This is a genomic window from Jiulongibacter sp. NS-SX5 (assembly GCF_052828545.1).
In genome coordinates, this window is sequence record NZ_CM128248.1 from 2,298,435 (window position 1) to 2,323,143 (window position 24,709).

Sequence of the window (24,709 nt, forward strand, 5' to 3'; positions counted from 1 at the left end):
AAAAGCTATGTCTAAAAAGTCTTCAAGAAGAAGTTTCTTACAAAAAATAGGAGCCACCTCTCTGGTGTCTGCCGCAGCCCCTTTATCCTCATTTGCTTTCAAAGAAAGAGCAGAAGAACGAATGCTCTTTTATGATAGAGATATTGCCAATACAGATAAAATTCGTCTTGGTGTCATCGGTTTCGGTGTGCAGGGGCATATTGACCTGGCTACGGCTTTAAAAGTACCGGGAGTAGAGCTTGCCGGCATCTGCGATCTGTATCCCGGACGACTTGAAAACGCTAAAGAACTATACGGTAAGGATTTGTATGTTACCCGCAACTACATGGACCTTCTGGATAAGCCTGATATTGACGCCGTCATCATTGCCACTACTGATATATGGCATGCAAAGATGGCTATTGACGCCATGAACAAAGGCAAACACGTGTACTGTGAAAAACCTATGGTCTATAAAGTGAGTGAGGGAAAAGGCATTATTGACACACAGAAAAAGACAGGAAAAGTACTTCAAGTTGGTAGTCAAAGAGTAAGTAGTATTGGCTATGCCAAAGCGAAAGAATTGCTGGAAGCCGGTGAAATAGGAGACCTGAACATGGTGAACGCCGTTTATGACAGACAAAGCTCCATCGGGTCATGGGAATACACAATTCCGGATGACGCCAGCCCGGAAACTCTTGCCTGGGACAAATACATTGAGGTCATCGATAAGATACCTTACGACCCTAAGAAGTTTTTCTGGTGGAGAGCATATAAAGAAGTAGGAACAGGAGTGGCAGGTGATCTCTTCATACACCTATTGAGTGGTACACATTTTATTACAAACTCCCTGGGACCAGAAACCATTTACAGCACCGGCCAACTGAGCTATTGGAAAGATGGCAGAGACATGCCCGATGTTATGTCTGGTGTGATGCAATACCCGGACTCACCGCAACATCCGGCCTTTCAGATGACACTTCAGGTGAACTTTATTAGTGGTACCGGAGGCCAGCATGCTCTTACATTTGTAGGCTCAGAGGGTGTAATTGATATCAAAGGCAATAATTTAAGCCTCAGTCATAGCATTATGCCGGAAGCCCCGGGCTTTGGCGGCTATGATTCTGTATTCACATTTGAAAAAGGACTGCGGGATAAAATGCAACGTGATTATGATTCTAAATGGACCAAAGAGCAACGCACCCGACCTGTAAAAGAGGATATCATATTTAATGTGCCAAAGGGATATAGCGACCATCTGGATCACTTCACAAATTTCTTTGACGCAGTACGGACCGGTAAAGAGGTCATTGAAGATGCCACTTTCGGACTAAGAGCCGCTGCTCCTTCTTTGGGGTGCAACCAAAGCTATTTTGAAAAGAAAATAGTAAAGTGGGATCCCGTTAAGATGAAAATGAAATAAATCCCAGTTATTCACTATCAATCATTTTTTAATCAAAATCGAATTCAAAGTAGGCCCAGCTGATCCATTTCATAAAATATTCTAAGTTTTTCAGTAGATTATCTTATTCTATTCAGTATTATTGTCTTCAAAATAGACAATAACCTATGACCAGTAGACGAAATTTTCTGAAAACAACAGGAGTAGCAAGCCTGGCAGCATTAAGCCCAATGCAGCAAGTCATGGCCATGCTAAAGAAAGACAATCAGTTGGGTATTCAATTATTCTCGATCCCAAAGATGCTTTCTGAGGATTTCTTAAATGGTATTAAGCTACTGGAGAAACAAGGTTATAAAGAACTCGAGCTATTTGGACCTTTCCCTTTTAGTGCAGAGAGCAATAAAAAAAGCTGGGAGCAGGCGGGCAAAATGCTGGGCTTTTCAGGTTCTGGATATTTTGGTAGATCTGCCAAAGAGGTCAAGCAAATACTGGAAGATCATGGCATGAGTTCTCCAGGTACTCATACCGACCTAGATACGCTGGAGAATCATATGGAATCCTTAGGAGAAGCTGCTGCTATTCTAGGGCATAAATATGTCACGTTACCTGCTATTCCAGATGACCGTCGTCAGACAATTGATGACTATAAAAGAATGGCTGATACCTTTAATACCATTGGCGAAAACGCCAAAAAGAATGGTGTTAAACTGGGCTATCATAACCACGGATACGGCATAAAACCTTGGGAAGGTGGTGTAGTGCCACTTCAAATATTACTGGAAAATACAGACCCTGATTTGGTGTTTTTTGAAATGGACATTTTCTGGACCACCTGTGGTGGAGCAGACCCAATAGCCTATCTCAATAAATACCCCAACAGATACAAAATGCTCCACCTGAAAGACATGAAAGAAAAGAAGGAGTTTTCTGGAGATGGCGGAAGTATGCAGCAATGGATGCCGATGTTCCCGCTGATGGCTTCAGCAGGTGATGGTGTTTTAGATCTGGTAGGAATTGTCAATAAAGCCAAAGAGGTGGGTGTAGAACACTTCTTTGTAGAACAAGATATGGTGGCCGATCCGGAGGTGGCTCTGGATAGGAGTGCAAGATTTTTATACCCTAAATTATAACCTATGTATCGAGGCGGCTTAGGCCGCCTCTTTCTTTAGAGGATAAACTCTTCTAATAGATCATGAAAGTAATTATTGCTGGTGCCGGTATTGGCGGACTTACCGCTGCTCTTTGTCTTCATGAAAAAGGTATTGAAGTAGAAGTCTTTGAGTCTGTCAAAGAAATTAAACCATTAGGAGTAGGCATAAACACTTTGCCTCATTGTATACGGGTATTGACCAATCTCGGTCTTCAGGAGAAAATTGCCCAATGGGCAGTGGAAACCAGTGACCTTGTATACTTTAACCGTTATGGGCAGCAGTTTTGGTCAGAGCCAAGAGGGAAAAATGCAGGTTATAAATGGCCACAGTTTTCGCTACATCGAGGAAAACTACAGATGCTACTTTTTGATGAATGCGTTCTCAGATTGGGAGAAAAAGCTATTCATACCAATGCACATTTAGAAAGTTTTGAACAGGACTCAACTGGAGTTACTGCCCGATTTATTGATAAAAATACCGGTGAGATCAGGTATACCACCAAAGGAGATGTATTGATCGGTGCCGATGGTATCAATTCAGAAGTGAGAGCCCAATTATACCCCAATGAAGGCCCGCCGCTATATTCAGAAAATGTACTTTACCGAGGCACTACTTTCATGCAGCCTTTTCTCAATGGCAGATCTATGGCCATGATTGGCAGTCTGAAACAGAAAATGGTAGCTTACCCCATTAGCCAACCAGATAAAGATGGATTAGTTCAAATGAATTGGGTTGCTAATATAAAAGAGGGAAAGTCAACGCTGAAAGAACGCGACTGGAACAGACAGGCCGACCAACAGAGGCTTGTAAAGAAGTATAAAGAGTGGCAGTTTGACTGGTTAGATGTCAAAACAATGGTAGAAAAAGCTGATGCCGTTTACGAGTTCCCGATGTCTGACAGAGATCCATTGGAAAAATGGACATTTGGAAAAGTTTCGCTTCTAGGTGATGCAGCACATCCGATGTATCCTATTGGTTCAAACGGTGCTTCTCAAGCTATTTTAGATGCAGAATATCTGGCAGAAAGCTTAAGCCAGGCATCTTCAATAGAAGAGGCACTTCTCAGCTATGAAAATGAAAGAAGGCCAGCTACAGGAAAGGTGGTTCTTCAGAATCGTAAAAAAGGACCTGATCAAATCATGGATATGATGGAAGAGTGGTTTCCTCAAGGATTTGAACCTAATGAAATACCTCACGACAAACTCAAAGAGGTTATGGATAACTACAGAAAAGTTGCGGGTTTTGACAAAGAAACCCTAAACGCAAAGAAATAAGAACACTTCAATTCAGAATAAATACCAAATAAAAAAAGGCAGCCCGATTGGGGCTGCCTTTCATTTTTATAGCCAATACTATTATTCGGCTATCTCTTCCAGCTCTTTTAGCTCCTGAATAGTTTTGAGCGACTCTTTGAGCGTTTTCAGGTGCGAGTGAAGTAATAGTCTCACTTTTACCTCAATTAGGTCTTCGTTTTCCAACATTGACTCATAGGCTCCAATAATGATGTTTTCTCCAAACTCACAACTGGATAGTAAAGCTTCTCTGTCTTTAGATGTGAGAGCTGTTTTAATGTCAATCCACATTTTGTGAATACCTGAAAGTATAGAATTATCATTATCTGATATTTCCCCTCCTCTAGAGGCTAGTACCAAGTCTAATTCTGCCTTTGCCTCTTTACTGAACTCTGCCAGATGATTAAAGAGTTTCTCTAAACCATAATCAGCAGCCTGTGTTTCTGATGCTACTTTATGATATCCTTCTATTCTATCTGCATGCAATTCTGCTAATGTCTGTAGTCCGTTTAATTTTTCTTGCTTTTTCATAATACTAAGTTGTTTTATTTACCGATGTAGTTAAAAAGTCTATTCCAGACACAAAAAGGCCATTTTAGGGTTAAAAGATGTGGAATTTGGAAGAAACCGTATTGGAATTTCCACACTATTCTTGTCTAACTAAAGCCAATAAATATGTAGACAATGAGGAGTGGGGTGTGGTAAGTGTAGATATATTTCCACACTTTCTCAGGATACAGGGCGGAATACCTTTTTTTATACAGGGTTCATTAGAAATAAATTAGTGTATTATGAATTCTATCCTTAAAACCACCGAAGCCACTCTAGTAGCAGGCCTAAAAGCCAAAAAAAGTGACAGCTATGATCATCTTGTTAAGAATTACAGCTACGCTTTACAAGCTATTATTGGAGGTTACCTGAAAAATGAGCAAGACCAAGAGGACTTACTTCAGGAGGTATGGATGAAAATCTGGAGAAGCATTCATAAATATGACGATCAAAAAGCGGGACTATATTGTTGGATGGCAACTATCGCCAGAAACCTGTGTATAGATACGCTCAGAAAGTTTAAAACCAGAAAGACTCAAGACAAAAGAGATATTGACCTGTGTGAGAATACCTCTTTCTACTCTGTAGACCAAAAAGAAGAGCATATTGGAATTGAAGAATTACTTGACGATATGAAAGATAAGGAATTGCCAGTGGCAAAATTATTCTTCTTTGAAGGCTATACTCATAATGAGATTTCTGAAGAACTGAATATTCCGGTAGGTACGTCAAAATCAAGACTTAGAAGCGGAATTAAAAACATTAGAAAATATACTCCTGAGCTTACCATGCCAGGACTAAGAGCATAAGTTATTAACGGTTAAGTTGGTTTAGATTAAGCAGAAAAGGTCACGATCTTATGGTCGTGACCTTTCTTTTTGCTCATTCTGATACCTATCAAACTTGCTCCAATATCTTTTGAAGAAACATCAGAATTTCTACGCCTCTGTTTTTATTTCTAACCCTGGTATAAAATCAAAGAAGTCATTGTTGCTCATTTAGCTTAGCTCAGGAAATAATCTAACTTTTTATACGCGTACTATTTCTCAAAAGGATGGCCAAAATAGCAGCCTTCATATAAACCAGATATCACTGAACTCTGCTGAACTATGAATTGCTTTTATACTATCAAATACTTCTATAACGAATTCTTATCCAATTGAAAACACATAGCTGAGCTTACCTTATGGTTATTAAGGACATAGTACAATAAAGGCTTTGATGGTTTATTTTATACATAAAAAGGCCACGATCTTATGATCGTGGCCTTCATTTTTTCTCTACTTCTTAAATTACCTGGCTGGCTCCAATCTCATTTCATTTGAAGGAATCACCAGAACATCTACTCTTCTGTTTCTATCTCTACCTGAAGTGTAGAAATTAAAGAAATCAGGATATTTCTCACCGTATGATTCTACAAATAATCTATCTTTCTCAACTCCCATATTTCTCATATGGTTAGCTACTACAGCAGCTCTCATATAACCCAAGTTATCATTGAATTCCGTAGAACCAATGGCGTCTGTTCTACCAAATACCACTGCATAAGTGTTAGGGTTTTCCTTTAAATTAAATATCAAATCCTGAACGGAAGATTTCATTTCGTCTGACATATGATACTGGCCAGAGTTGTACATTTGACCTCGGTCAAAAGAAATTAAAACACCCTGCCCCATCTGTAAAACGGTAGCTTGATTCTTAAGATTTGCCGAGATTTCTTCCCCTAGCAGATCCATCTCATTGGTGAGCTCCCAGTCTTTATAACCTTCGGCAGAATATTTCAATACCGTATCCGCTAATGGATAATTGAGCATCTCAAGTTCTTCTGTACTCAACATGCCGTCGTATTTAACTGTATTTTTTGAGGTACTACATGCAAAAAGCGTCGCTGTAGCGGCTGTAATTAATAATGCTGTTTTTAACTTTTTCATATTTCTTAATGTTTAATTCTACATTAAAAAGTGCAAAAAAGCCATGCCTGGCCTCTTTTGGGCCTATTCCGTGGTTTCTATTCTACAAGCTGTGGTATAAGTTCAATAGCCGAGAAGTTTACCAAAATCTTAAAAATTCGGGTAACCTAAGCTTTCGCCGTCTCAATCCGGCATTATGATAATTGAACTCTTTCATCTCGTAATAGTTCTTTGAACGATCAGGTAGGGACGAATCAAAGTAATGGATAATATAGATCATCCAGCCAATAATAAATAGAATAGTAAGTATAGTTGTAGCCATAATTTGTGTTGTTTCTACCACCTGTAGAAAAACATAATTCCCGGCATTTAACACCACACTTTATGAAGACTATGAGGAACTTACACCCCAATTTCTACAAATAGAAAGAAATTTCTACAATCAAAAAGTCAACAACCATCTACCCCTCAGGCTGTTACACCCACGATCCTTATCGGAATGAATCTTTAATTCATTAGTGCAATGAAGAAAACACTACCATTTTGAGAGAGATGAAAAGCATGTTAAAAAAAGAAAAGTTACCGGGAATACTCATTGCGGTTTCGCTTATAGTCCTGGTCATGATTTACCTGAAATCAATACTCATACCTCTCATTATTGCCCTGCTGTTATCTGTGGCAGTAGCACCGGTAGTTACATTTTTAAAAGACAAGGGCTGGAGCAGAACTTTGGCCAGCCTGGTAGGTATAGCCATTGTGGCTTTAGTCTTCTCTATTTTGTCTTACATGATTATGTCTGAGCTTGGTAATATTACCGATCGCCAAGATGAGATCATGGATAAAATGTCACATTATAATAATATGCTCATTGAGAAATTCAGAGGCTCGCGTTTTGGTGAAAGTCTAATCAGTACCTACAAGAAAGAAATAACCACTGAAGAATATCTGGGTCAATTATTCGAGAACTCCTCAAGTTCACTTCAGGCCTCATTTGATTTAATCGTCAATATTGCTTTGATACCCATTTATATGTTCTTCTTTCTGGTGTATTCTGACTTCTTTATTTTTTCTATCAGAAGGATATTCAAGGGTTTTGATACCAGTGAATACATAGAACTCATTGATGGCTCAAAAAAAGCCATCCAAAACTACTTTCAGGGATTTATCAAAGTCACACTCATCCTGGCCGTACTCAATTGCTTAGGGCTCTTTGTTCTGGGTATTGAGAATGCTCTATTCTATGGAGTTTTTGCGGCATTACTTAGTGTCATTCCCTACATCGGTGTGTTTATAGGTTCATTATTGCCAGCCTTCATGGCTTTGATTACCAAAGACTCTGCCTGGTACGCCGTTGGTGTTATTGGCTGGATGTCCATCGTTCAGTTTTTAGAAGGTAACCTGATCACACCAAATGTGGTAGGAGATAAATTAAAAATAAACCCATTCATGGTACTGATATTCCTGCTGGTGGCAGGGAAAATCTGGGGTGTTCCAGGTCTGATGGTGGCTATACCTATAGCTGCGGTCTTTAAACAGATCTGTGAACATGTACCGTTTTTATCGCCACTAAGCTCACTGATGAGCAGCTTTCCTGAAGAACCCGGGAGAGAAAATAATAAGCGTCTTGTGCTGAACAAGACTTCATCATAAAACAATACAATTATGAATAATGCACAAAATGAAAAACAGCTGATTCCAATCAAAAAAATCATCATCTATACCGTAATAATAGGTTTGATTTTAATGGGCATAGCCTTGGCCACGGGAGTCTTTACCGTTGGCACAGATTATGACGACACCCGTTTTGGGAAAGTAGAAAACTCCATAGAAAATACAGACGAGTAATTACCGCCTACATTCATGAAATAGAAACGGGCAAGGCTATTAAAAACCTTGCCCATTTTTTTGTTAGGATAAGAGCATAAAAAAAAGAGAGCTTAGTGTGCTCTCTTTTTTAACCTATTCTATTAACCCCTTAACCGTTAAATTCTTATTTGTGTAGACATTCTATTTAGCTGTTGGAATTTCTCACGGATTTCCTCAGTATTTTTGTAGTTCCTGTTTCTTAACTCCGGCTTTCTAAAAGCAGCCTTTACAAGTACTGCAACAGTGGTTACAAGTACCAGGCATCCAAAAATGATCATCCAACTCATAAGCTTTTCATAATTTGTGTTGTGCTTATGAATTAAAAAGTGATTCCCGCCGGAGAATCAGACAAAACGGTGTAGAATGGGGGATAAACTTCTACAGTGAGTGTAGCGATATGTGGGCAGCAAAGCCCTCAAAGGTTTCATTAGCTGATTTAATAACCTCATCATGAGCGTTTTCTGGAATGGAGTTCAAATACTCTTTAAAATTAGCCCACATAGCATGTGTTTGTTCTCCATAACCATTGAAGAATATGAAATCATGGTCTTTATCTTCATAAAGCTTACCGAGCATTTTGGTAATGTGCTGACCACCCAGTGTGGAGCCTTCCATTACATACATGGCTCCCAGAGCTTCGAATGCTGAGTTAATTTGTGGAGCAGAGCTTACTTCTTCATCTGATACCTCCAGACCTAGACTTTCTATTTCTTGCTTTAACCATGAGGAGCTTCGTCTTTTTGAAAAATCAGGCACTTCCCGGATTTCGGCTATGTCTGCTATTTTTTTATCCAGCTCATTGAAGTAATCGTAAAACAAACCTAATAGCTTGGTGTAATTCTCTCTGCTTGTAGATTGACGTATAAGTGGTACTGTAAGTTTTTCTAAACCTATGTGGCTCTGGTACGTAGATTCCTTGAGTTTTTCTGAGAGAAGCATCTTTTGCACTAAATAGTTTGCTCCGCAAAGAAAACCACATTTCTTAGGAATCTATCTCCATTACCTTTTAAATTGCTTTTTCGTAGAGAAAGCCCTTTGAATGAAGCCAAAAAGTATCATCTATAAAGATATCGTCAATCTGGAAAACTGCGAGAGTGAGCCTATTCACGTTCCTGGTTCCATTCAGCCACATGGTGTCCTCATTGCCACAGACGAAAATTTTCAGATTCAATTTTGCAGTGCCAATATTGAAGAATATGACCTGAAAGCATCGGCAGTTCTTCAGCAAAACCTTACAGACCTGTTTGATGAGAGGCAGATGAATATCATCAATCAATTATTAGCTGGTATTGATGATCATACCAGAGTGATTGAGCATATTTTATGGCAGAATAGTTTCTTTGCGGTTTTTGCCCATCGATCAAAAGATCAAATCATCATTGAGCTTGAAAAAGCCATCAACCCAGATGAAGAACTACCATTCTTAAACTCGCTTTCGTTTGAATTTGCACGATATAGTGCAGAAGCAAAGAACTTAAAGGAGCTTTCACAAAAGATTAGTCAACTTATTAAAAGTATAACCGGCTATGACCGGGTTATGATATACAAATTTGATGAAGACTATAATGGGGAGGTCTTTGCCGAATCTTGTGAAGAGCATCTGGAGCCATTTCTAGGTCTCCATTACCCGCATACAGATATTCCGCCGCAGGCCAGAGCATTGTACATGCGTAACCTGGTTAGAATGATCACAGATGTTACGTATGAACCCGTGCCTATTTTGACCATGATAGAAGACACCGAGCATCATTCACTCGATCTTGGCCTGGCCGGGCTCAGAAGTGTTTCGCCTATTCATGTGGACTACCTGAAAAACATGGGTGTAGGTGCTACTCTTACCGTATCACTTATTCATGAAGATAGACTTTGGGGGCTTATTGCCTGCCATCATTACTCGCCAAAACATCTCTCCTATTACGGACGTATCTCTTCTTTATTTAATGGTAACCTCTTCTCGTCTCAAATCAGAGTTCAGGAAACTGCAGTAAACTTTGACCTGAAAGTCAAACTGGAAAAGCATCTTAATGAGGTCAATTCTATCCTCAATGAAGACACCACACTAGATTTCGACTCTGAGCACTTTTACAAGTTAACTCGCTCTGATGGTTTTTATACGGTTTCAGATCAGCGAGTAATTCGATGTGGAGAACTCGCTAAACATGAAGACGTAGATCGTTTATTTGAAGTACTTAAAGCTAAAAACCTGGACTATTTCTGTAGCCGATCGGTTAAGAATGACCTTGATTTTAATGCTGATAATATCAGTGGAGTCCTTTTCTACAGATTAGACCTCAATACCTATGTGATGTGGCTCCGCCAGGAAATGAAAGAGGAAGTTAAGTGGGCAGGTAACCCGAATAAGGCTATTGAAAAAGACATTAACGGACTTAGCCCGCGTAAGTCTTTCAAAGCCTGGAAAGAAATCATTTCAAATAAGAGCAGACCTTGGAAGGAAGTGGAGAAAGAAATGGCAAATAGCTGTATCTATCAATTACAAAAACACTTCAGTTATTTGCAGAGCATAAAGGTTCAAAAACAGCAGGAGGAGCTGGTAGAAAAACTTCAAAAAGCAAACGACGAACTGGAGAATCTCAACTGGATTAGTGCTCATGACCTGAAAGAGCCGTTGAGAAAAATCAGAATTTTCTCTTCAATACTAACAGACGGCAGATACGAACTCGATAGCGGCACCTTAAAAATGATCAACCGCATCAATAATTCTGCTGGTAGAATGCAGCGGCTTTTGGATGATCTTTTAAACCTCAATAGGACAAAACATATAGACGCCCCGTTATCTGAAGTTTGTTTAGAGGGCGTTTTGAGAAAGATTGGGGAAGAAAATGATGGAGTAGAGCATATCAATTATCAAATCGAACCAGGCCTTCCTTTGGTGCAGGGTCATGAAATTTTGCTTCAGCAATTATTCAGCAACCTTCTGGATAATGCCATCAAATTTGCGAGACCAAAAGTTAAACTGACAGTAAACGTAAGCTCCAGAGAATTAGATGAAGGCTTTGTAGAAATCAGTTTTAAGGATAATGGCCAAGGCTTTGATAATCAATACGCCGAGAATATGTTTAAGGTTTTTCACCGACTAAATGACAACACCGGAATAGAAGGATCTGGCGTAGGACTGGCTATTTGTAAAAAGGTGGCAGAGATCCATAATGGTAGCATCAGAGCCGAAGGTGAAACAGGTAAAGGAGCTCAATTTTTCATCAAACTACCCAAAGCTTAGACAAGCTGGCAAATAAAGAAGGCTATCTTTAAAATATTCTGACTATTTTTAGCGTCCCTTATGAGTTGAATCATAAAAGGAAAAAATAACCCCTTGTAAAAACATGATCTTATTTCTGGTAGATGACGATCCGGAAGATCAGGAGATTTTTGAGATGGCTTTAGCGGAGTCTGAAGTTGCCGCACAACTAGTTTGTTTCTCAAGTGCTCATTCTGTTCTGGAAAAACTAGCGAGCCTGCCTCATGCAGAGTTCCCTGGATTTATATTTTTGGATTTGAACATGCCGAAAATCAATGGCCTGGAGCTTCTTCAGTTACTTTCTAAGCACAACTATATGCAGCTGAGTAAAATTATCATTTACTCTACCAGCTCTAATGATAAAGACATAACCCAAGCTAAAAGCCTGGGTGCTCACGATTACCTGATTAAGCCTACCAACTTTGGTAAGCTGGTTTGTGCTATTAAGCAAATTATTGAAGGAGAGCTCGCCTAGAATGGGTGGGCTATAGCCAGAGAGAAGATTAAATTCTCTGATCGCCATGATTTCTGCCCTAACTGTATCTCATTAAATACCCAAGGGCTTTCTGTACGCCACGGTTTACGAACAGGAATAGCCAAGTCTCCTCGTAGTATCAGATAAGAAAAGTCTAATCTCAGACCCAGGCCTACATCTGCTGCCAGCTCATTGAGGAAATTGCCGGTAAACTTACCTTCCTCTCCAAAGGCCGAGTTTTCATTATAGAACCAGATGTTCCCAGTATCATAAAAAGCCGCAAGCTCTAACATCTCTGTAAATTTATACCTGAACTCGGTATTGAGCTCAAGCCTAACGTCACCGCTGATGGCATTACCGAAAACCGAACCTGCGAGGTCTTGAGGTGCCACCGTGCCAGGCCCTAAAGATCTGGCTCTGAAACCTCTAAGGCTATTGCTACCCCCAATAAAATACTGCTTAAACTGAGGTAGAATATTGGAATTGCCATAAGGCAAGCCAAAACCAGAAAAAAGTCTACTGGCCCAAGTCAGATTTCCGAACTTTCGGTAGAAACGGGTTTCATATGTCAGTTTCACAAACTGATCAAAGGGTACTCCAAAGAGGTTTCGGGTTCCGTTTTCTGAGTTGACTTGCTTAGAAGCCAAAAGACTGGCAATATTCCCGGCGATATCTACCCCGAAATTCATATTCCAGGTGTTCCATTTATCCTGAGCAAAAGCCGGTAGGAAATTGAGTTTGTATTCTATACCCAGCACTAAGCGGCTGTCTAGAATTTCAAAGTAACGTTTCAGGTCATTTGGGTTGTCACTATCCAGTACCTGCTCTATAAACTCATCGCTAACGTTTCTGGGCTTTACCAGGTTAAAATACACCGGGGTTAAAGTATGCTCATATTCCGCATTTTTACGCCAGTGGTAAGTAAACCCGGTATTGAGGGAGGTCTGTGTATACAGTCCTTCCTGATTCAGTCCTTCATAAGAGAGGAAGACGCTACTCTTAGGTATTCCGCCGGAAAGCCCCGCCTGTAAACGATTAAACAGTAAAACGAAACGAGGAAAAACCAGCTCAGCTCTTACATCATAACGAGTGAAATTATTTGCCAATGCACCTTTACTAAACTGCAGATCTCGACCCAGGTTAAACTCCAGGTTAAAATTCTCTGCGGCATGGAAAAAGTTCTTGTTTTGCCAGGCTACACCTACCTCGGCACCGAGTAAACCGTTATTCTTTGTTTGTCCATTAATCTCAGCTTTCAGGCTCTTTCGCTTGTTTGGGCTCAGGTAATAATTTACATCCAGCCAGTTGGTAGAGGTATCACTACCTATTTCAAATTTATTCCTGATAAACTTGAAGTTTTGCAGATTCGTCAGTCTATTGTATGAAACCTGCTGGCGTTCCTTGGAATAATAATCTCCCTGCCTGAAAACAATGGACTCCTGAAAAACCTTGGGCTTAAAATATCTCCCGGTTGAGAACACTTTCAGTCCTTCATTCTGAATGGTATTCAGGTTTTGTTTTAGCGTATCTTTTTGAGATGATTCTCCTTCAAAACTCGTGTAGATATTGACATTCCTGATTTTATACCTTCTCGTGTATTGCTCTTTGAATTCGTCTTTGAGTTTCACCAATAAATTGGCCTGATAACTATTGAGGTTGGTATCTACCTCCACTATAATCCTATTGGCATCCAATAAATAATATCCATCATTCTGGAATATATCTGAAATTCGCTGACGTTCATTTTTAATATTCTGCAGTGAATACGTCTTTCCGGTTTTCAGCAGCGTCTTTCTAAATACCTCATCTGAGTTTGTGAGCATTTGAAAGTCCTTCGCCATAAAGCTCACTTTATTTATGGTATAACCAGGACTTAGGTTTACCTCATAGACCGCCTTTGTTTTATACTTTTTTGACTTGGCTTCACCAATAACATCTGTGGTAAAATGCCCCATATTAGCCGCTATATTCTCCAGATTACTCTCATTGGTTTCCAGGTTTGATGGATTGAAGAACACCGGCTTTTCGGCGAGTTTGCGTTGCAAAAAACTACGAAGACCTTTCTCCTTTTTGGCTTCGCCAATATTGTAGTAAAACCATACCTTATACGGGAAACCCAAAAGGTAAGAGTTAGAGGCAGGAAAGGTGTTTGAACTCAGTACCTCTTCCACTTCTTTCACATTATCTTTCGGTGCCTGCGGATTCATCTCAATCTCAGAACCTGCATAGAGTCTGGCACCTTCAGGCAGCTTCTTCTGAATGCTACATGAGCTTAAAAACACCAGTAATATGATCGCTATTCTCTGCATTATTTGGCTCTTTTCTTAAAGAGTTCTGAAACCTTATCGTAGTCGGCTCTCAGTTCAAAACCCACTCCTGTTTCTACCACAAAACCTTCTAAAACGGTTTGATACTCATTATCTCTGTAAACCTTTACCACATACCTTCCATCGGGTGTTACCAGGTATTCAATATTTACATTATCGAGCACTTCGGTAGAGCTACGACTTACCCCTGTAGTATTGGCCAATTCAAAATTCTTACCCAATGAAACACGTATTCTGTTATTGAGAAAACTTTGGTTTAGCCCTAAATTAAACTCGGTTCTGGCTCCGGTATCTGCCACATCTGAGTCTAATCCCAGACTTAAGCCCACATCCCCTAGAACATTACTTGCCAGATTATTCAGCTGCTCAGTTAATAGTTTACTAACACTTTGCCTGGCCACTGACTCACCACTGAAACTGTTTCCCGAGAAAGACAGAAAACTACCTGACAGAAAGCGATTAAACAGAATCAATGAGAACACCTGCTGATTCATCTCTGACGAGTTATTTCTGAGCGAGGCAAAAACATCATTAGACTTAATCAGTGATTTCACTGAATTTTCGGCTTTATCTGAGACTTGCAGATCAAAATTGACATCTGGTTCTTCTAAACTTCCAGTAAGTTTCAAAAGTACATCCAACGGTACCTTGCCGTAGGCACTAGAGTTTAAACCAAAAGCATTCAGCGACTGAATATCTGTACGTACCTGATAAGCAGCGGTTATATCCATTTCGGCCTGAAAAGGATCTCCACTCCAGGTCAGCTTACTGCCTTTCTGCACCTGAAACTGACGTTTAAATACCTCAAATGAAAAACTATAAACCCCTTGGGTAAGGTCAAAACTACCAATGAGGTACTGCTGCCCGTTAGGGTAAAGACCGTATGTTAAATTTGACGTACCACTAAATACCAGATTATCACCGTTGATCTCATCCACGATAATGGTAAACTGAGCATCTTCCTCCGTTTCTACAGCAATGAGTATTTCATTGACCACCTCAGCAAAGGCATCTGCCGCACTCACGGTATCTCTGGGAGCAGTAGAGTTTATGGCAGTTACACTATCTTTTGGTGGTACAAAATAGACGATTCCTTGAGTCTCTGCGGTTTCTATATCGGCCGGCATCACAAAGGTCAGGTCACTATCTTCTCTGATTTTGACTTTCCCATCCACATTCGGTTTTTCTCCAACACCTTTAAGCCTTAAGTCGGCATCTAGTTTCAGTGTCCCATAAACCAGGTCATTATCTTCTGCTACGGTATTGAGTAGCAAGAAATCAGAGGTTTTAAGGTCCATCTGATAAGAGATGGCATTGAGGTCTGACCAATTGAGCGATCCATCAAAAACCAATTGCTGATCAGTAGAATCTTTGACAGTGAAATTATCCAGAAAGACACTCTTATTCTTGAATCTAATTTCCTGATTATCGATCAATAAGGGCACGCCTAAATAGCTAGGGGTGACATCAAAATTTCTGAAACCCAGATTGCCATTGGGCTCAGGGTCTGTCAGTGTTGAAGTCAATTTGATTTTTCCATAAAGCTCACCTGTAGCCTCGGTAATTTGGCCTGCACTGAAAGCTTTCACGAGGGCCGCATCTAGCCTGTCGAGATTAATGGCCATATCCAGTTTACCGTCACCCGTCAAAATCACCGATCCGTTAAAATTAGCCTTGCTTGAAGGCCCGTTTACTTTTCCGATTAGTGTGACTTTCTCTGTAGAAAACTGAGGGATATCCATGCTCAATTCACCAATTTCCTGGTCATCAATCTTAACATCTTTAATGCTCAGATTTGCTTTTCCGCTTATCTCCTCGAAGTTGTTTTTTAAGCTGGCTTCTCCATTTAAAAAAGCGTGCAAATCCACAGCCTCCCCGTAGAGCAAACTATAAAATGGCTCAAGGTCAAAATCAGTAAAGGCAAGATTAATATCTTGTTCAGTAGCCAGCAGGCTAAGCTTCTGATTCCCCGATTCTAAGATGAGCCCATCAGTCAATAATTTATTCTGATAAATTCTAATCTGATGCTCATTTACGGTAAAACGTTCTCCTTTAAACATGAGCTTCTCCAGCTCAAATACCTCAGTGCTTTGGGCCGTGTTCATGGTTAAGGCTACCTTATTGAATAAATCGCCCTTCTTATTTTCACTGGTGAAGTCTATATCCAGCACCTCATTTTCAAAATTAGCCAGCAATGTGTTATTGATCAGGTGACCCTCGCCGTATCTGAGATCATTAATTGAGGTTTTGGTTTTGTATATTTTACCTCCTCCACTAAGCTCGGTGCTCCAGCCGGTAAGTACTAGGTCGTTATAAGCCAGCTGCTTTAGCTTAAGGTTTCCGTCAAGAGATCTGCCATTTGATGACATGGCAAAGGTTATAGGGTCTTCAAAATAAAGCCCTTCTGCCAGTGCTCCCCAAATAGGATTATTCGTGAGCGAGCCGGTCAATTCAAAGTTATACCTAGACAACTCTTCATCTGTGACTGAGCCAGTGGAGTCTGCCGTTAATGCGGCAAAGCTTTCAGCCAAATTTAGAATTCCACCTTCGGCTTTAAGCCTGGCATTCATAAAACCAGATTTTATTTCTGCACGCTGCTGAGAACCCTCTCTACTGAATTTACCCTTGAGATCACCGACTTTCACATCACTTAATTGTAAACCTTTAATATCTGCAGTGCCCAGCAGATAAGCCTTATCATAGAGATTCATTTTAACTAAAAAATCTCCCGTGATATCACCTTCATAAGCACTTAGGTTCAGTTTAGAAAGATTGGCTTTTTGAAGATTCACTCTCCCGTCAAAAGCTGGCTGTTCACGATTAAAGTCTGCTTTAAAATCAGCATTGAAATCAAGGTTAGTATCGTCTGATCTACCTTTAAATACCAAGACGCTATCTATAAAATTGGCATCTAAATCAATTTCTTTATAAGTGTACTCATTGTACACCATTTCGGCTATTTGCCCTTTGGCCTTTAGCTCGTCCAGGGTACTATTTGCTGTTAATTCCAGCTCGGCAGTTAGCTCACCCAATGGACTTCCTTCTGCGTAAAATTTATTGAGGTTTAGCTTATCAGTGGCCAAATATCCAGTATATGACCTCAAACTATCTGATCCCGCATTTTTCAGCAGCCCATTTAAGGTAAGTTTCCCAAGGTCTGTATTTAGCACTGCGTCTAAATTCATGGCCCGGGCATTACCTTTAATGGAGCCGCTTAAGTTTACCATCTCCGGTAGGTTGTAGCCGGATAAATCCAGAGAATCTGGTAAAAAATCTTGATAAAAACCTTTCGAGGTCTTTAGTTCTTTTATGGTTAGATTAGCTTTGAGCTTTTCAAGGTTACCAATACCTCCGGCAAAACCGTTTAAGGCGAGTCCCGTTTCCTGATCAATTCTCAATATCAGATCTTCCAGCAGGAAATTGTCTTGGTTTGACTTCAGTTTACCGTCAATCAATAAAACCTCATTTCTTTTGCTTGCTAAAGCAGGGTTTTGACTAAGCTCGGCATTAAACTTATAAATGTCTGTTAGGGCAAGTCTTGCCTTATTTGCTTCAAAAGAAATCTTGCTTTTTAAAGGGTCTGCCGTAAACTCATCCAGAGAATTAAACCCAAGGACGATGTCACCCTTAAAGTTTGATCTCGGGGATTTAAAATTCAGGTTTCTTAAACCGATTAATTGATCGGTATACACTAAATCTAAAGCCAGATTATCTATGGCAAGACCAGATCTTTCTTTAGCAATGACTTTCCGAACTTTGGCCTCTATTTTAGCTCCATCGTAATAGAAATCTTCAATGTTTAATTCTGCATTGGAGAGGCGGATATCTGAAGTATTAAACTCGCCATTGACCAGAACAGGATTAGCAAGCTGATCTGTGTATTGAATACTTCCACCATCAAAATCAAGTGTACCTAATTTCACGATCCATGGCTTTGACTCAGCACCAGACTCTGAGACTTCGCCCTGTTTCATGATAACCTTTACATCCGCATTCTCTGAAACGAAACGATCGAGATAAATGTGCTGCTCTTCCAGATCAAGCTCATCAAAAGCTACCGAGGCAGCCATAGCCGAAATGGTATTTTCAATGCCCGTATCCTTACCATTATAGGCCCAGTAAAGTCTGGTGATATCTATGTTCCCCAGCTTCAATTGTACCGGATCGCCAGAGGTTTCAGATTCTACAGGAAAGGTGGGTTTGGCTGTAATGAGGTTAGCTTTCAAGTTGTCTACCTCCACATCTGAGATGGCGTAGAGATTGCCATTGATATCAAAATCTGAGAAGTCTACTTCTCCCTTACCTATTTCAGCAGAAAAGTCAATACCTGAGGTATTTTCCTTATATAAAAATCTGGTTTTTTTGAGGATTGCCTCGTCCAGAACAAATGGATTGGCACCCGAGGAAGTCGTATCTACACTAAGCGTATCCGTCTCACCGGCAAAAGCATCAATCAGAAACTGATAGTTAAAATCTGAAGTATTTTCGGGCGTGTAGAGCTTAATGTTTCCATCGGTAAGTTCTAAGGTATTGACCTGTAAGGCTCCTCTCAGTAAACTGAACATATCGAGGTCAATTCTTACTTCTCCGGCAGCTACTAAAGTGTCTTTTTGAAGGTCTTCTACATATACATCTCGTAAAATTACCCAGTCAGGTATCGAGTATTTTACCTCACCTACACGAAATGGAGTGGATAGTTTATTGCCTACAAACTTATTGAGTTGATTTTGGACTGTTCTCTGCCCTGCACCGGATTGAATATAAAAGGCCAAAGCAAGCATAGTGACAATAATCACCGCCAGAATCCAGCCTATAATCCTCAAAAATTTATTCATACTTGTCCTCTACAGGGAGGTGCATTAAAATACGATTCCACACTCGTAGGAAGTTGCCCCAAAAGTATTGCCAAAATGAAGATTTGTTGACTCAGAAGAGAATAGATTTTTTGAGTAGTGAAAAACTCCAACTTTCAAATTACAATTCACTGACTATATGTTACTTACCAGATAAGATACAATTGAAAAGTATTTCAAAAATTTGATTAGAAGAAAACATCAAAGAAATTGACCTGTGTACTTTTTTCTACACTTTCAGCAGTTTTAACCCTCATTGGGCTGTTCTGATGCCTTAATGTCATTAACTGCTACTTTTTTTTTCTTCACAAACTCGGCATGTCCTTTAGAATGCACGGCTTCTTTGGCCACCAAAGCCAGATTTCTGGTATATGCGGCACCGAAATAAACGATGATACCTGTGTAGTAGACCCAGGACAGTAAAATAACGATGGTTCCTCCTTTCCCAAAAACCGAATTCAGATTCGACTGTGATAGGTATAAGCCGATAAAATAACGCCCAATAAGGAAAAGGATCGTGGTTAAAACTGCTCCTGCTATGGCAATCCTGTTTGATAGATTGACATCTGGAAGCACTTTCAATATGAGATAGAATAAGGCACTAATGATGATAATGAGTACCATATTATTGACCACAAAAGTGGCCGTAGCCGAGATTACGGAAAGGTTTTGCTCAATTTTCTCGTGAAGTACGTCTATGACGGAGTTAATCAACATAGAAACCAACAGGAGGAAGCCAAAAGCCAAAATAATGGAGAAACTCAACAGGCGATCTTTTACAAAAGACCAAATGCCCGAACTCTGTTTAACTTCTACGGACCAAATTTCATTTAACGAATCCTGTAACTCTACAAAAACTCCCGTAGCAATGATAATTAGCGTACCTGCACTCACTAGTGTACCCATATTTGAGCTGTTTTCTATCATGGTACTGCTGAGCATACTTTGCAAAGTTTCAGCAATTTCTAAACCCACAAAGTCCTGGAGCTTGGTAAGAACCTCACCTCTTAAAATTTCTTCTCCGTAGAAAATACTACCGATCGTAAGAATAAAGAAAAAGATAGGTGCCATGGCAAAAGTGGTGTAGTACGCCAAAGAGGCACTTTTTTTCGGGATTTTATATTCTCCGAAATTTTTGATGGAGCTTACCAATGCTCGCCAGAAGTAAATGGGTTTAAGCTTCTTAACCATACCTTCTGGACTAAGAAAACTATTCCTCTCAAAAGCTGTAGAAATTAAGCTACACTAAGCGTCTACCTCCACCGGCAGATGCAGGACAAAAGTAGCTCCTTTGCCCAGGTCTGAGTCTAATTCCAGTTCAATCTGATGAGCCTTGAGAATACCCAAAGTACTGGAAAGACCAAGGCCGATTCCATTGGTTTTCCGAGTATAATATGGTTCAAAAATATGTCCCTGATCTTCTTTACTGATGCCCGGTCCGTTATCTGAGATGTATAGTTTCCCGTTTTCAAGAGTCACTCTGATTACGCCATCTTTGTTCTGGTCTAAGGCCTCTACGGCATTGACCAAAATATTAGACACCGCAAGCGAGAACTGTTCTTCATTAAGGTTGAGTTCCAAAGGCTCCACCGGTAGATTCACGACCATTTCTATGCCTTTCAGACTCGCTTTATCTTTTACCGTTTCTATGACGGTTTCAAGAGATTCGATGAGGTTGATTTTCTCAAAAGCCTTGGTTTCAATATGCGAGCTATTTAAAACCTTGGTAATGATATTATCGATTCTGCCTGAATTACGTTTGATTATCGACAAGTAAGGCGAAACCTCTTCTTCCTCAGCTTCCATGCCTTCAATGGCCAAAGAAATATTGCTTAGCGGATTTCTGACTTCGTGAGCCAAGGTACGCATGAATCTGGCTGTAGACTCCAGTTTCTCATTCACCAACCTGGACTGCATCATCTTCACCTCTTCGGTTTTATCAATAATCACCCCGTGAATAAAATCTGGCTCATTGAAACCTTCCTGATATAAGCAGGTGAGTTCTACAGTTTTAATTTCTCCATCTTTACACTTAATGGTGGCAGACTGTTTGTGAATACTCTTTTTGTCCGCAATGGTCGCCAATAGTTCTTTCTTTAAATCTTCTTTTAAGATAAGCTCCAGCAGGCCTTTATTATTTAAGTCTTTCTTTGAGAACCCAGTGATGGTTTTCAAAGAGTCACTGACATTCACAAGATTGCAATCTGTGTTGGCGATGAACAGGATATCCTGCGAGTTCTTCAAAAAAGCACGGTATTTTGACTGGCTTACTTTCAAGGCCATTACCATTTCGTGATTTTTGATGGTGTATCGAATACTCCTTTCCAGCTCATCGGCTTTGATATTCCTTTTTACCAAATAGTCATTGACCCCGATTTCTGAGGCCTGTCTATCTACTTCAGAATCTCCCTTACCGGTCAAAAGAATGATTGGGGTAATTTTCCCCATTTCTCTGAACTTTTGACAAAGCTCAAGCCCGGAATATGCCCCGAGCAGATAGTCTACCACCAAAAGGTCAAACTCCTCTGAGGCTATGGTTTCTAAAGCCTTTTTATAATTGCTTATCCAAGTGGTCTTGAATTTAAAATTCTCAATGTCATCCAGAGTATCTTGAAAGAGCTCAAAGTCCTCTTCATCGTCTTCTATCAGGAGTAGTCTTATTTCTTTCATTATGAAATGGTTGTGTGATTATTTTTTGGGTAAATAAATGAAAAATCGAGTACCTACTCCCTCTTCAGACTCTACTCTGATGGCTCCGCCATGGTTCTCTACAATTTTCTTCACAATGGCTAAACCAATACCTGTTCCCGGAAACTCTGAACGCCCAAACAGACGCTTAAAGGGAGCAAAGACGGTTTTGGCAAATTGCTGCTCGAAGCCTATCCCGTTATCTTTGAAAACAATTTCATAGTAATCTACAGCCACCGGAAGATCTACTTTTTCAAGTGCTTTTTCTGAAGCTTTTGCATAAGTAATATTGATCGTAGGCGTACGTTCTTCAGATCTGAATTTTATAGAGTTTCCTATCAGGTTTTGGAATAACTGATGGTACTGTGTTTGAGATCCGAAAACTTCAGGAAGATCATACTTAATAACAGCTTTCGTAGCTCTAATGCTCTCCTCATAATCGCCCATGATACCATCCAAAATCATTTTTAAATTGACTTTCTCAGGTTGGGTATTTGCAGAGCTTACTCTTGATAACTTCAGAATATCCTCAATCAAATGACTCATGCGGCCTGTAGCCAGAATCATTTTATCTAAATATCTCGAAGAACGCTCAGGTAGTTCATCTCCGAGACTTTTCTTTAATCTGTCACCATAAGCTTCTATTTTCCTCAATGGCTCCTGAAGGTCATGAGAGGCGGTATAGGCAAACTCAGAAAGGGCATCATTAGACTGATTCAGCTTTTTAATGTTATCCGCTATATCTACCTCGTTTTGACGCAATTCAGTGATATCTCTAATGATTCCCTGAATTGCGTAGGCATTCCCATTTTCTTTTAACACCCGAAGTGTAGAAATACTGAATAGTCTGATTTTTTTATCCTTTCTGATAACCCTATGTTCTACATCGTGTACCTGGATACCTTTCTCTACCACTTGTGAGAGGGCTTGGGTAATTTTTGACTTGTCTTCATCAACTACAAAATCCAGATACTGATAAAGGTTTTGTGCGAAAGGACCATCCTCGGTGGTGTACCCAAAAAGGTGATTCATTCCTTTTGAAGAACTGAGCTTGTCCTCAGTGATTTGGTACTGCCAGGTACCCATACCCATTTGGCTTTCAGACTCATTCAGAATTTCATAATGCTCCCTAAACGGCATATCTCTATGCTTAATAAGGACAATCACTCTACCTTCTTCACCATCAGAAAGTATTAGATTTTTGACACTTATTTTGGTATAGCCGCCTTTAAGGGCTGTTTCATCCTCTGAAATTTTGCCGGCAATATGTTCTTGAAGAAGCTCAATTACCTTCTTTCTTTCAAAGTCACTATCAAAAGACTCAAAAGCTCTATTGGAGTAAACCAATTCGAAGTCTTTGACTCTCATAATGACTAAACCATCACTCATGGCATCATATAGAGCCCTATCTTCAAAACGGGTTTCTCGTTTCACAGCTCCATTGTCCGTGTAAACGTTTTTCACAGGTTATAGTATTTTATCTTGTTGTACAGTGTTTTTCTATCAATGTTGAGTATGCGAGCGGCCTTACTCTTATTGAAGTTCACTTCTTTTAATGTTCTCACTATCAGCTCAGCTTCTGCCTCTTTAGCTGCTTCTTTCAGGTCTGCCGGCATTCTGGAATGATGCGTTGGCTTGATAAGGTCAGCCATGATTTCCTTTGTGCTGGAGCTGTTTAAAATTCCGGCACTGGTATCCGGCTCATTTTCTGAATCTGCAAAATGGATATTATCATGATTCACCAGCTCATAAGGTAGATTAGCTACCTTAATCATATCTGCCTGACATAATAATGCAGCTCTACGTACCACATTCTTTAGCTCTCTGATATTCCCATGCCATGGGTACTTCTGAAAAACCTCGACGACTTCATCGCTAAACCCACTAATGGATTTATTCAGTTCTTCATTTACACCATCTAACATGTATTCGGCATACATCATGATATCTTTATCACGATGCCTCAAGGCTGGTACGTTTATCTCAAATTCGTTAAATCTATAGTATAAGTCTTCTCTGAACTTTCCTTTTTTAGCCGCCTGAAGCAATTGCTCATTACTGGCCACAATAATTCTTACATCTACTTCTTTTTCCCTGGTACCACCGATAGGTTTCAGCTTACGTTCCTGAACTACTCTAAGTAGAGAAACCTGTACCTCGTAAGAGAGATTAGCTACCTCATCCAGGAAAAGAGTACCACCATTTGCCAATTCAAAATGACCTGTTTTATCACTTACTGCACCTGTAAAGCTTCCTTTGACGTGACCAAAAAGCTCACTTCCGGCCAATTCATTACTGATAGCTCCACAGTCCATAGCCACAAAAGGCTTATCTCTTCTATCGCTTCGGTGGTGAATTTCTCTGGCTACGGCCTCTTTACCCGCACCACTTTCACCATAAATAATGACACTGAAGTTGGTAGGTGCTACCAGATTAATCTGATTGACCAAATTCTTACTGGCCTGGCTCGTCCCAAAAATATAACCGGTTTTCTTTTTCTTCGTTTTTGAAGGTTTGCTTACTGCTTTTTTCGCTGCACTTGCTGGAGCAGCATCTGTTTGACCATCGCCAGTACTGGCTAAAGCTTTCTTGATGGTATTCAGAATTTCTTCAGGAAAAAGCGGTTTTGTTACATAATCAAAGGCCCCGTTTTTCATAACGTTTATGGCCACTTTGATATCAGAATACCCAGTAATGATGATGACAGGAAGACCCGGGTGTGAACTCTTCACTTCCTTCAGAAGGTCTCCGCCATTGATGTCTCCCAGTTTAAAATCAGACAGCACCAGATCAGGCACATCTTCTTTTAACATTTTCAGGCCCTCTTTGCCGGTAGAGGCTACTTTAACCTGAAAATCCTGCCTTGTCAGAAACCTTTCAAGGAGCAGGCATACATCTTTATCGTCATCTATTACCAGTATTTTTTGCATATTCTCTTTTGTTTGGGGTTGTCAGTGGTTC

17 protein-coding genes are annotated in these 24,709 nt (G+C 40.1%); 8 read left to right on the forward strand and 9 right to left on the reverse strand.

Going from position 1 to position 24,709, the window contains the following annotated elements:
• The first annotated feature begins 7 nt into the window (after positions 1-7).
• The 3 genes from ACUXV0_RS10200 (at position 8) to ACUXV0_RS10210 (ending at position 3,806) form a co-directional block, all read left to right on the forward strand.
• The gene (locus ACUXV0_RS10200; RefSeq protein WP_446189439.1) at positions 8-1,402 is read left to right on the forward strand and encodes a Gfo/Idh/MocA family protein; all 1,395 of its coding nucleotides are present in this window, start codon (positions 8-10) and stop codon (positions 1,400-1,402) included.
• A 146-nt stretch (positions 1,403-1,548) separates the two neighbouring features.
• Positions 1,549-2,511, forward strand: coding sequence for a TIM barrel protein (locus tag ACUXV0_RS10205; protein ID WP_446189440.1), 963 nt, complete (start codon positions 1,549-1,551; stop codon positions 2,509-2,511).
• Positions 2,512-2,573: 62 nt separating this feature from the next.
• Positions 2,574-3,806, forward strand: coding sequence for a flavin-dependent oxidoreductase (locus ACUXV0_RS10210; protein WP_446189441.1), 1,233 nt, complete (start codon positions 2,574-2,576; stop codon positions 3,804-3,806).
• 81 nt (positions 3,807-3,887) lie between these two features.
• Here the strand turns inward: ACUXV0_RS10210 and ACUXV0_RS10215 are convergent, their stop codons facing one another.
• Positions 3,888-4,355 (reverse strand): PA2169 family four-helix-bundle protein, encoded by a 468-nt coding sequence (locus tag ACUXV0_RS10215; protein WP_446189442.1) that lies wholly within the window; start codon positions 4,353-4,355, stop codon positions 3,888-3,890.
• A gap of 260 nt (positions 4,356-4,615) precedes the next feature.
• Here ACUXV0_RS10215 and ACUXV0_RS10220 point away from each other — a divergent pair, with 260 nt between their 5' ends.
• Complete coding sequence (locus ACUXV0_RS10220; protein WP_446189443.1) at positions 4,616-5,182, forward strand: RNA polymerase sigma factor; 567 nt, start codon at positions 4,616-4,618, stop codon at positions 5,180-5,182.
• Between the two features lie 483 nt (positions 5,183-5,665).
• On the opposite strand, the gene ACUXV0_RS10225 is transcribed toward ACUXV0_RS10220, so the two are convergent.
• A complete protein-coding gene (locus ACUXV0_RS10225) occupies positions 5,666-6,304 on the reverse strand; it encodes an OmpA family protein (protein WP_446189444.1) in 639 nt (212 codons plus the stop codon).
• Between the two features lie 540 nt (positions 6,305-6,844).
• Here ACUXV0_RS10225 and ACUXV0_RS10230 point away from each other — a divergent pair.
• Together ACUXV0_RS10230 and ACUXV0_RS10235 are read left to right on the forward strand one after the other, a co-directional pair.
• Positions 6,845-7,933, forward strand: coding sequence for an AI-2E family transporter (locus tag ACUXV0_RS10230; protein WP_446189445.1), 1,089 nt, complete (start codon positions 6,845-6,847; stop codon positions 7,931-7,933).
• A 12-nt stretch (positions 7,934-7,945) separates the two neighbouring features.
• A complete protein-coding gene (locus ACUXV0_RS10235; RefSeq protein ID WP_446189446.1) occupies positions 7,946-8,128 on the forward strand; it encodes a hypothetical protein in 183 nt (60 codons plus the stop codon).
• Between the two features lie 399 nt (positions 8,129-8,527).
• Here the strand turns inward: ACUXV0_RS10235 and ACUXV0_RS10240 are convergent, their stop codons facing one another.
• Positions 8,528-9,088, reverse strand: a complete 561-nt coding sequence (locus ACUXV0_RS10240; RefSeq protein WP_446189447.1) for a biliverdin-producing heme oxygenase — start codon at positions 9,086-9,088, stop codon at positions 8,528-8,530.
• 100 nt (positions 9,089-9,188) lie between these two features.
• On the opposite strand from ACUXV0_RS10240, the gene ACUXV0_RS10245 reads away from it, so the two are divergent.
• Positions 9,189-11,387 carry an ATP-binding protein gene (locus ACUXV0_RS10245; protein WP_446189448.1) on the forward strand — a complete coding sequence of 733 codons (2,199 nt, stop codon included), beginning with the start codon at positions 9,189-9,191 and terminating at the stop codon, positions 11,385-11,387.
• Between the two features lie 103 nt (positions 11,388-11,490).
• Entirely contained in the window at positions 11,491-11,880 is a 390-nt protein-coding gene (locus ACUXV0_RS10250) for a response regulator (protein ID WP_446189449.1), read from the forward strand.
• Here ACUXV0_RS10250 and tamL read toward each other — a convergent pair.
• The 6 genes from tamL to ACUXV0_RS10280 all read right to left on the reverse strand — a co-directional run bounded on the left by tamL (position 11,877) and on the right by ACUXV0_RS10280 (position 24,678).
• Positions 11,877-14,189 (reverse strand): translocation and assembly module lipoprotein TamL, encoded by a 2,313-nt coding sequence (tamL, locus tag ACUXV0_RS10255; protein ID WP_446189450.1) that lies wholly within the window; start codon positions 14,187-14,189, stop codon positions 11,877-11,879. The genes ACUXV0_RS10250 and tamL overlap by 4 nt on opposite strands.
• Positions 14,189-19,042 (reverse strand): translocation/assembly module TamB domain-containing protein, encoded by a 4,854-nt coding sequence (locus tag ACUXV0_RS10260; RefSeq protein ID WP_446189451.1) that lies wholly within the window; start codon positions 19,040-19,042, stop codon positions 14,189-14,191. Before ACUXV0_RS10260 ends, tamL begins: the two co-directional genes overlap by 1 nt.
• Before the next feature lie 264 nt (positions 19,043-19,306).
• Entirely contained in the window at positions 19,307-20,251 is a 945-nt protein-coding gene (locus tag ACUXV0_RS10265; RefSeq protein ID WP_446189452.1) for a YihY/virulence factor BrkB family protein, read from the reverse strand.
• 54 nt (positions 20,252-20,305) lie between these two features.
• On the reverse strand, positions 20,306-21,730 hold the full coding sequence (locus tag ACUXV0_RS10270) for an ATP-binding protein (protein WP_446189453.1): 1,425 nt from the start codon (positions 21,728-21,730) through the stop codon (positions 20,306-20,308).
• Between the two features lie 18 nt (positions 21,731-21,748).
• A complete protein-coding gene (locus ACUXV0_RS10275; protein ID WP_446189454.1) occupies positions 21,749-23,212 on the reverse strand; it encodes a sensor histidine kinase in 1,464 nt (487 codons plus the stop codon).
• The gene (locus ACUXV0_RS10280; protein WP_446189455.1) at positions 23,209-24,678 is read right to left on the reverse strand and encodes a sigma-54-dependent transcriptional regulator; all 1,470 of its coding nucleotides are present in this window, start codon (positions 24,676-24,678) and stop codon (positions 23,209-23,211) included. Before ACUXV0_RS10280 ends, ACUXV0_RS10275 begins: the two co-directional genes overlap by 4 nt.
• Positions 24,679-24,709: the final 31 nt, after the last annotated feature.

Coding starts and splice junctions, on each gene's coding strand:
- ACUXV0_RS10260 (WP_446189451.1), bottom strand. CDS start 19,042: ATGAATAAATTTTTGAGGATTATAGGCTGGATTCTGGCGGTGATTATT.
- ACUXV0_RS10240 (WP_446189447.1), bottom strand. CDS start 9,088: ATGCTTCTCTCAGAAAAACTCAAGGAATCTACGTACCAGAGCCACATA.
- ACUXV0_RS10270 (WP_446189453.1), bottom strand. CDS start 21,730: ATGAAAGAAATAAGACTACTCCTGATAGAAGACGATGAAGAGGACTTT.
- ACUXV0_RS10220 (WP_446189443.1), top strand. CDS start 4,616: ATGAATTCTATCCTTAAAACCACCGAAGCCACTCTAGTAGCAGGCCTA.
- ACUXV0_RS10280 (WP_446189455.1), bottom strand. CDS start 24,678: ATGCAAAAAATACTGGTAATAGATGACGATAAAGATGTATGCCTGCTC.
- ACUXV0_RS10210 (WP_446189441.1), top strand. CDS start 2,574: ATGAAAGTAATTATTGCTGGTGCCGGTATTGGCGGACTTACCGCTGCT.
- ACUXV0_RS10205 (WP_446189440.1), top strand. CDS start 1,549: ATGACCAGTAGACGAAATTTTCTGAAAACAACAGGAGTAGCAAGCCTG.
- ACUXV0_RS10250 (WP_446189449.1), top strand. CDS start 11,491: ATGATCTTATTTCTGGTAGATGACGATCCGGAAGATCAGGAGATTTTT.
- ACUXV0_RS10225 (WP_446189444.1), bottom strand. CDS start 6,304: ATGAAAAAGTTAAAAACAGCATTATTAATTACAGCCGCTACAGCGACG.
- ACUXV0_RS10245 (WP_446189448.1), top strand. CDS start 9,189: ATGAAGCCAAAAAGTATCATCTATAAAGATATCGTCAATCTGGAAAAC.
- ACUXV0_RS10230 (WP_446189445.1), top strand. CDS start 6,845: ATGTTAAAAAAAGAAAAGTTACCGGGAATACTCATTGCGGTTTCGCTT.
- ACUXV0_RS10200 (WP_446189439.1), top strand. CDS start 8: ATGTCTAAAAAGTCTTCAAGAAGAAGTTTCTTACAAAAAATAGGAGCC.
- tamL (WP_446189450.1), bottom strand. CDS start 14,189: ATGCAGAGAATAGCGATCATATTACTGGTGTTTTTAAGCTCATGTAGC.
- ACUXV0_RS10265 (WP_446189452.1), bottom strand. CDS start 20,251: ATGGTTAAGAAGCTTAAACCCATTTACTTCTGGCGAGCATTGGTAAGC.
- ACUXV0_RS10215 (WP_446189442.1), bottom strand. CDS start 4,355: ATGAAAAAGCAAGAAAAATTAAACGGACTACAGACATTAGCAGAATTG.
- ACUXV0_RS10235 (WP_446189446.1), top strand. CDS start 7,946: ATGAATAATGCACAAAATGAAAAACAGCTGATTCCAATCAAAAAAATC.